Raw genomic sequence first — 7935 nt, 5'->3', positions numbered from 1 at the left:
CGGCTGCCCGGCGTGGCGGTGCAGGCCTCCGGCGGCGTGCGCGACGTGGCCGACGTGGCCGCGGCGCGCGCGGCCGGCTGCGCCGGCGCGGTGCTGGGCAAGGCGCTGCTCGAAGGCCGGCTGCGGCTGGAGGAGGCGCTGGCATGCTGAGCCGCCGCATCATTCCCTGCCTGGACGTGCGCGACGGCCGCGTGGTCAAGGGCGTGCGCTTCCGCGACCACGTCGACATGGGCGACATCGCCGAACTGGCGCTGCGCTACCGCGACGACGGCGCCGACGAACTGGTGTTCTACGACATCTCCGCCAGCCCGGAAGGGCGCTCGGTGGACCGCGCCTGGATCGAGCGCGTCGCGCGCCTGATCGACATCCCGTTCTGCGTGGCCGGCGGCATACGCGACGTGGACACCGCGCGCGGCATCCTCAACGCCGGCGCCGACAAGATCTCGATCAACACCCCGGCGCTGGAGCGGCCGGCGCTGATCGGCGAGCTGGCCGAGGCGTTCGGCCAGCAGTGCGTGGTGGTCGGCATCGATTCCATCCGCGAGCCGGACGGACAATGGCGGGTGCGCTCCTACACCGGCGACCCGGCCAGGACCCGCGCCGAGGCGCGGTTGACGCTGGACTGGCTGCGCGAGGCGCAGCAGCGCGGCGCCGGCGAGATCGTGCTCAACTGCATGGACAGCGACGGCGTGCGCAGCGGCTACGACATCGCCCAGCTGCGCCAGGCCCGCGCCCTGTGCAGCGTGCCGCTGATCGCGTCCGGCGGCGCCGGCGAGCCACGGCATTTCACCGACGTGTTCGAGCAGGCCGACGTCGACGGCGCGCTGGCGGCCAGTGTGTTCCACTCCGGCGTGATCGCCATTGCGGAATTGAAGCGCTTCCTGCGCGGACAACAGATAGAGGTACGCGATGTCTACTGAAACCCCCTTCGACCCGGCCGCACTGGACTGGGACAAGGTCGGCGGGCTGATGCCGGTCGTCGTGCAGGACGCGGCCACGCTGCGGGTGCTGATGCTCGGCTACATGGACCGCGCCGCGCTGGACAGGACGCTGCAGGGCGGCAAGGTCACCTTCTTCAGCCGCAGCCGGCAACGCCTGTGGACCAAGGGCGAGACCTCGGGCAACCACCTGGAACTGGTGGCGGTCCGTGCCGACTGCGACGCCGATACGCTGCTGGTCACCGCGCGCCCGCATGGGCCCACCTGCCACACCGGCAGCACCAGCTGTTTCGGCGACGCGCCGGGGCAGTTTCTGGGCGCGCTGGACGCGCTGGTCCGGCAGCGCGAGCACGACCGCCCGCTCAACAGCTACACCACGAAACTGTTCGAGAAGGGCACGCGCCACATCGCGCAGAAGGTGGGCGAGGAGGGCGTGGAGACGGCGCTGGCCGGTGTGGTCCAGCGTGACGACGAACTGCTGGGCGAATCGGCCGACCTGCTGTTCCACCTGATCGTGCTGCTGCGTGCGCGCGGGCTGTCGCTGGACGACGCGGTGGCGGTGCTGGAGCAGCGGCATGCCAGGGCCGCGGAGAAGGCGGCGGGCTGAACAGGGGCGCCCCCCCACGGCGCTGCTGCGATCCGCCGTCCACGGCAAACCCATCGCCATGCGCATGTCGCATGGCGGCGCGATAATGGCCGCCTGTCCGTTCGCCCGACGAGGCTTCCATGCGCCATTTCCTGCTTGCCGGCCTGCTGCTGGCCTGCATGCCGTTCGCCACGGCCGCTTCCTGCACGGACGGCCTGGTGTTCGCCGATGCCAACGGCAACGGCGTGCGCGATGCGGACGAGAAGCCGCTGGCCGGCATCCGCGTTTCCGATGGCGAGCACATCGCCGTCACCGACCGCGATGGCCGCTATCGCCTGCCGGATTCGGCGCAGCCCACGGTGTTCGTCATCAAGCCCGCCCGATACCGCGCGGCCGCGCGTGCCGACGGCCTGCCGGACATCTGGCGCCCGCGCGCCGGCGAGGCGGGCGGCGGGCAATGCCGGCCGTTCGCGCTAGTGCCGCAGGCCGACGCGCCGGACAGCTTCCAGGCGCTGGTGATGGCCGACAGCCAGACCGCCAGCCCGCTGGACGTGAGCTATTTCGAGCGCGACATCGTCGCACCGCTGCGCGGCCGGCACGGCGCGCGCCTGGGCATGACCCTGGGCGACATCACCAACGACGATCCGTCGTTGTATCCGCTGCTGGTCAAGGCGGTGACCTCGCTCGGCGTGCCGTGGCTGCACGTACCGGGCAACCACGACATGGACATCGGCGCGCACAGCGATGCGCAGTCGCTGGACAGCTTCCACCGGCAGCTCGGCCCGGACACCTATGCCTGGGAAGAACCGTCGATGGTGTTCATCGGGCTGGATGACGTCGTCGCCCAGCCCGGGCAGAAGCCGGCCTATGTCGGCGGCCTGCGCGAGGACCAGTTCGCCTTCCTCGAACGCTACCTGCCGACGGTGCCGAAGGACCGGCTGGTGGTGCTGGGCATCCATATCCCGCTGTTCGACCATGTGTTCCGCGCCGGGGACCGCGCGCGCCTGTTCGCGCTGCTGGAAAAGGTGCCGCACCCGCTGGTCCTGAGCGGCCATACCCACAACCAGAACCAGGTGTTCTGGAGCGCGGCGCAGGGCTGGAAGGGCGCGCGGCCGCTGCACGAATACAACGTCGGCGCGGCCTGCGGCGCGTTCTGGTCCGGGGTGAAGGACGCGCAGGGCATTCCCGACACCACCATGTCCGACGGCACGCCCAACGGCTATGGCCTGCTCAACGTGCGGCCGCAGGGGAGCTACAGCGTGGAATACCGCGTCGCCCGCGCGGCCGAGGACGAGCAGATCGCCCTGCATGCGCCGAAGGTGCTGCGCCATGGCGCGTATCCGGCCTGGGGCGTGTACGCCAACGTGTTCATGGGCCATGACGGCCTGCCGGTGGAATTCCGTGTCGATGACGGCGAATGGCAGCCGATGAAGCGGGTCGAGCAGCCCGATCCACGCCTGCTGGCCGAGAACGTGGCCGACGACCAGGCCGCGCGCCTGCGCGGCTACGACCGCTCGCCCGAGGCCACGCCGTCCTCGCACCTGTGGCGCGCGGCGTTGCCGACCCGGCTGGAGGTGGGCGAGCACACGGTCGAGGTGCGCACCACGCTCAACGGCAGGGAGTACCGCAGCCACACCACCTACCGGCTGCAGGACGCGCAACCCTGATATCCGCCGGCGGGAACGCGCTTCAGTGCGCGATAAGGCCTTCCCGTCTTGAATGGGCGGGCCGGTGCGGAGGGGCCTGCATGCAGGCCCCAGCGTGCACCAAGGTGCGCTCCTATGGGGACTTGCGGTTGCTGTTGCCCGCCGGCGGCGAGTGCACGAAGGGATAGGGCACCGGCGCGCTCGGCGGCAACCCGGCACGCCAGCGTGCCAGCACCGTCGTGATCGCCTTGCCGGCGAAAAACTGCGGCTGCGACGGTAGTTCGCCTTCCTCCTTCTCGCGGCGGCGCACGGTATCGCGGGCCAGGCCGAAAGCGGCGGCAAAATCGTTGGTGGCGTTCAGCGCCTCGACCAGGAACGCACGGCCGAACCAGGTGGCGCTGTCGGTATTGCCGCAGCCGAAGGACGGGCGGTCCTTGCGTGCGGCGGTGATGATCATGCGGTTGGCGGCTTTCAACGCCGGCACGAATCCCCCCGAATAGCAGGCCGACACCACGATCACCGCGTTGCCGATCCCGGCTTCGTCCAGCAGCTGGGCCAGGTCCTCCGGCGCAAGGTAGTCCTCCTCGTCCGGGCCGGTATGCAGGTAGACGCTGCTGTCGTCCACGCCATGGCTGCCCAGGTACAGGAACAGCACGTCCTCGCGCGGATCCAGCGTCCGCCCCAGCGCATCCAGCGCGTAGCCGAGGCTGTCGTAGGTGGCCAGTGGCAGCGCCCCCTCGCTGGCCAGCGTATCGGGCTGGTTGGCCAGCGCCAGCATGCGCCCGGCCGCATCCCAGCGCTGCGCCGACAATTGCCGCAGGTACGCGACCTCGTTGCGGAACACCTCCTCGTCGGCATCGCCGGCCACGCCCAGCACATACAGGTCGGTCACGCCCGGCCGCTGCGGCGGCAGCCGCGCCAGCGCCGCGTCGAGCAGCGCCAGCTGCGCGCCTTCCAGTACAGGCGTGGTCGGTTCCCAGGGCGGGGTGTCCGGCGTCTGTGCCAGTGCCGGCCAGATGGCGCAGACCAGGGCGCAGGCAAGGGCGATGGCGCGCGAGTGCCGGGCGAGGCGGGTTGTGGCGGTGGCGGCAGAAGGCATGGGAACAGGCAGGACGGAACGGAACGCATCGTATGCGCACTTCGCCCGGCCATGGAATCGCCGCCATTCAATCCAGTGCATCGCGCCAGTTCAGCCACCAGGCCTTGGGCGGACGCGGAATCTGCTCCCACCACAGGTTCATCGCCTGCACGCTGCCGTGCAGCCAGTCGTCGCGGTGCCCCGGCGGAGGCGCCCCGTCGAACATCGCGGTGAGCCTGGGGTAGAGCGGTCCGGAGGCCAGCGCCGGATAGCGGGTGAGCAGGGTGAGCAGGGTGAAGCGATCCGCGGCCGTGGCGGTGCGGGCGATGAGCGCCTCGGTATCGGCCGGACGTTGCCCTGCCGACATCGCCCGGTCGAACTGGCCGACGGCGGTCCGGAACCCTGCGGCGGCATTCACTGCCAACGGGATGCCGCTGCGTTCGCGGGTGAAATCGAGATACGAACCGGCCGGCACCAGGGTCTCCTGGCCGTCCACGCTGTGCATGATCCAGCCGCTGGTGACGTGGATCCGGCCTCCGCCGTCGCGGTTGCGATCCATCTCGAACGCGCAGCCCAGATCGACGGTTTCGCCGGTGCCAGTGGCAATGCCGAATTGGCCCGGCGGTGCCCAGATCCGCGCGCGGATGCGGCCTTCCAGCAGCTCGATGCGGTGGTGCCCGGTTCGGGTGTCCGTGAGCCGGATCCGTGTCAGCGGCATCACCTCCACCCGGCCGATACGCGCCACCCGGATCGTGGCCGACTGCGTGGCGGCGGTAGCCAGTGTCTGCCCGACGCCCAGCGCCGCGGGAACCGCGTGGGCGCGTGTCTCGACGGCCCACTGCCGGTTCTCGCTCCACTGCAGGCGCCACGGCACCCAGGCGGCGAAGCCGGCCAGGCAGGCGGCCAGGGCCACGGCCGCCGCTAGGGGAATGAAGCGTCTGCGCACGCTCGCCGCGCCTGGCCGCCGGACTTCCGCTGCGGTGGGCACCGGGCCATGCGCGTGGCGGTAAACGCCCAGCAGCGAGGTGAGGCGCTGCAGCGCGTCATCGCCGGGCACGTCCGGGTCCCACAGCGGGTCGGGTTTCTCACCCATCGTTCGTCTCCTGCTGGCTGGCGATGCCCAGCGCGTCGCGCAGCTGGTGCATGCCGCGGTGAAGATTCACCCGGACCGACTGCGGCGTCAGTCCGGTGAGGCTGGCGATCTCCGGGCCGCTGAGGCCTTCGACCAGGCGCAGGATCAGGGTCTCGCGGTAGGCCTCGGGCAGCTCGCGGATGGCGCGCAGCGCCTGGCTTGCCTGCGCCATCGCATCGGGGCCCGTGCCCGTCCAGGCGGGCTCGTCCGCATCGGCCAGTTCCCGTTCGTCGATGGTGGCAGCGGGGCGGTTCCGGCGCGCGATCATCGCGATCCACGGGCCGAAGCGCGCCGGCTCGCGCAGTTGCTCGAGCTTGCCGAAAGCGATGACGAAGGTCTCCTGGGTCAGTTCCTCCGCCCGCGCCCGTGCCGTCATGCCCAGGTGGATGGCATGCACCAGCGGGGCGAAGGTGCGGTAAAGCCAGGCGAAGGCGGCCTGCGATCCGCGGCGGGCGTCCTGCACCTGCCGGGCGATGTCCAGGGGAAGTGGCGCGGCCTTCATGTCCGGGAGGGTCTGGGAGACACAGGCAAAGAGGGGGCTCGGGAGCGGAGTGTTAACACGTGGGGACGGTTAACGCCGCGCCGCGGAGGGTGCTCTTCATCGATGAATCCGTCTGGAGAACCCGCATGCCTCACTCCCCGCCATCATTTCCGTGCCTGGTTGCCAGCACTGTCCGCGCCGCGTCCCTGCTTGTGCTGCTGGCCGCCTGTTCGCGGGCCGACGCCGTTACGACCCCCGTCGTCGGGCTGCCCTGCGAGGACTGCGAGGTGCCGCTGATCGGCATGCCGGAGGCGCTGGCGGCCAGCGCCCGGCTGGCGCCTGCCGATGAACCCGGACAGCGCCTGCACCTGGCCGGGCAGGTGACCGATGCGCAGGGACGGCCGCGCCCGGGCGTCATCGTCTACGCGCACCAGACCAACCAGCAGGGCGTCTACCCGGGCGAAAGGACGGACCAGGACCCGGGAGCCCGGCGGCACGGGCGGCTGCGTGCGTGGGTCGCCACCGATGCCGGCGGACGGTATGCGTTCTCCACCATCCGCCCCGGCAGCTACCCCGGAACGCGCATGCCCCAGCACATCCATCTGTACGTGATCGAGCGCGGCTGCGCGCTGTACTACATCGACGACGTGCTGTTCCGCGACGACCCGTACCTGACCCCTGCGGTCGCGCGCAGGGCCGCGCAGGGCCGCGGCGGTCCGGGCATCGTGACGCCCGTGCGGATCGCGGATGGCTGGGAGGCGACCCGCGACATCGTGCTGGGCCGCGGCATTCCCGGTTACCCGGGCTGCGCTCCATGAGCGGCCAGGCCGTGGAGCGGTATCCCCTGGTCCTGCGGGTGCTGCACTGGCTGCTGGCGCTGCTGCTGGTATCGCAGCTTGCGCTCGGGTTCGCGGCCGAACACGGGACCCCGCGGGCGCTCTCCGATGCGCTGCTGCCGGTCCATTTCCGGCTGGGCGTGCTGATCCTGTGCCTGATGCTGCTGCGCCTGGGCCTGCGTCTGTGGCTGCCGATACCCGGCCACGATGATGGATCGCCGTGGCGCCGTCGGGCCCGCACGTGGGCGCATGGACTGCTCTACGTCCTGGTACTGGTATTGCCGGTCAGCGGCCATGTGATCTGGGTATGGATGGGCGCGGACCGGGTGCTGTTCGCGGGCGTGGAGGTTCCCGCGCTGTTCGTCCCGCCCGCCGACGAAACGGGGCGGGCGGTCGCCTGGTACGTGCATGTGTACGCGGCCTGGCTGCTGTCAGCGCTGGTCGGCCTGCATGCCGCGGCCGCCGTGTTCCATCAGATGCGCCACCGGGAGGGGTTCATCGTCCGGCGCATGGGCTTCGGGAGCATGGCCGATGGCAGGCATGCGCGGCTCTTTCCCGCAGCGCCGACCGGCCGGGATCAGCGCCGCAACCAGAAATAGATCGGCAGCCCGGCCACGATCAGGCCCGCGCCCCACAGCAGGGCCTCGGCGCCGATGCCGCCCAGCGCATACAGGCTGAAGGCCAGCGCGCCGGCGGCGGCCAGCCGCGAGGCACCGCCGTTGCCGCGCCACAGCCATGCGGCGGCGCCGGCGAGGTAGGGCAGCAGGGTGGCCGCGGTGGACAGCAGCACCGAGAACTTGAACAGGTCCACGAGCGAGCGGTTGTAGTTGCAGATCACCAGCACGGTGGCCAGCAGGCAACTGACGATGACGCCGAAGACCGGGGCGCCGCGGCCGTTCTCGCGGGCGAAGGCGCGCGGCAGCACACCGTCGCGCGCGGCGGCCATCGGCAGCTGCGCCGAGAGCAGGGTCCAGCCGTTGAGCGCGCCCACGCAGGACACCGCCATCACCACCGCCAGCAGTACGCCGGCCGCCGGCCCCCACAACGCGGCCGCGGCGTCGGCCATCGGCGCGCTGGAGCGTGCCAGCACGTCGGCCGGCAGCAGGCCCAGCACGGTGGTGCAGGCCAGCACGGTGGCGATTCCGGCGATGGCGGTACCGGCCACGGTGGCGCGGGCCACGGTGCGCGGCGCATCGTCCACCGACCCGGCCGGCACCGTGGCCGCCTCCAGGCCGATC

10 protein-coding genes are annotated in these 7935 nt (G+C 71.3%); 6 read left to right on the top strand and 4 right to left on the bottom strand.

Annotated elements, in window-relative coordinates:
* From QMX80_RS17275 to QMX80_RS17260, 4 genes are all read left to right on the top strand, one after another.
* A partial coding sequence (locus QMX80_RS17275; RefSeq protein WP_282278409.1) for a HisA/HisF-related TIM barrel protein occupies window positions 1-150 on the top strand: 150 nt, incomplete at its 5' end.
* Window positions 144-920, top strand: coding sequence for an imidazole glycerol phosphate synthase subunit HisF (gene hisF / locus QMX80_RS17270; RefSeq protein ID WP_282278407.1), 777 nt, complete (start codon window positions 144-146; stop codon window positions 918-920). The genes QMX80_RS17275 and hisF, both read left to right, overlap by 7 nt.
* Complete coding sequence (gene hisIE / locus QMX80_RS17265; RefSeq protein WP_282278406.1) at window positions 910-1545, top strand: bifunctional phosphoribosyl-AMP cyclohydrolase/phosphoribosyl-ATP diphosphatase HisIE; 636 nt, start codon at window positions 910-912, stop codon at window positions 1543-1545. Before hisF ends, hisIE begins: the two co-directional genes overlap by 11 nt.
* 158 nt (window positions 1546-1703) lie before the next feature.
* A complete protein-coding gene (locus QMX80_RS17260) occupies window positions 1704-3191 on the top strand; it encodes a calcineurin-like phosphoesterase family protein (protein WP_282278408.1) in 1488 nt (495 codons plus the stop codon).
* Between the two features lie 112 nt (window positions 3192-3303).
* Here the strand turns inward: QMX80_RS17260 and QMX80_RS17255 are convergent, their stop codons facing one another.
* From QMX80_RS17255 to QMX80_RS17245, 3 genes are all read right to left on the bottom strand, one after another.
* The gene (locus QMX80_RS17255) at window positions 3304-4269 is read right to left on the bottom strand and encodes a C13 family peptidase (protein ID WP_282278405.1); all 966 of its coding nucleotides are present in this window, start codon (window positions 4267-4269) and stop codon (window positions 3304-3306) included.
* 67 nt (window positions 4270-4336) lie between these two features.
* On the bottom strand, window positions 4337-5341 hold the full coding sequence (locus tag QMX80_RS17250) for a FecR domain-containing protein (protein ID WP_282278403.1): 1005 nt from the start codon (window positions 5339-5341) through the stop codon (window positions 4337-4339).
* Window positions 5334-5882, bottom strand: coding sequence for a sigma-70 family RNA polymerase sigma factor (locus QMX80_RS17245; protein ID WP_282278401.1), 549 nt, complete (start codon window positions 5880-5882; stop codon window positions 5334-5336). Before QMX80_RS17245 ends, QMX80_RS17250 begins: the two co-directional genes overlap by 8 nt.
* Window positions 5883-6007: 125 nt before the next feature.
* Here QMX80_RS17245 and QMX80_RS17240 point away from each other — a divergent pair, with 125 nt between their 5' ends.
* Together QMX80_RS17240 and QMX80_RS17235 are read left to right on the top strand one after the other, a co-directional pair.
* The gene (locus QMX80_RS17240) at window positions 6008-6679 is read left to right on the top strand and encodes a hypothetical protein (protein ID WP_282278399.1); all 672 of its coding nucleotides are present in this window, start codon (window positions 6008-6010) and stop codon (window positions 6677-6679) included.
* Complete coding sequence (locus QMX80_RS17235) at window positions 6676-7296, top strand: cytochrome b/b6 domain-containing protein (protein ID WP_282278397.1); 621 nt, start codon at window positions 6676-6678, stop codon at window positions 7294-7296. The genes QMX80_RS17240 and QMX80_RS17235 overlap by 4 nt, the downstream gene beginning before the upstream one ends.
* On the opposite strand, the gene QMX80_RS17230 is transcribed toward QMX80_RS17235, so the two are convergent.
* Window positions 7275-7935, bottom strand: a 661-nt coding sequence (locus QMX80_RS17230; RefSeq protein WP_282278396.1) for an amino acid permease, incomplete at its 5' end; no start/stop codon positions are given. The genes QMX80_RS17235 and QMX80_RS17230 overlap by 22 nt on opposite strands.

This window comes from Stenotrophomonas sp. PS02297 (assembly GCF_029959705.1).
GTDB classification, from domain to species: domain Bacteria; phylum Pseudomonadota; class Gammaproteobacteria; order Xanthomonadales; family Xanthomonadaceae; genus Stenotrophomonas; species Stenotrophomonas nitritireducens.
The sequence above is the reverse complement of the archived record's forward strand: the minus strand, read 5'-3'. Positions and strand labels throughout refer to the sequence as shown.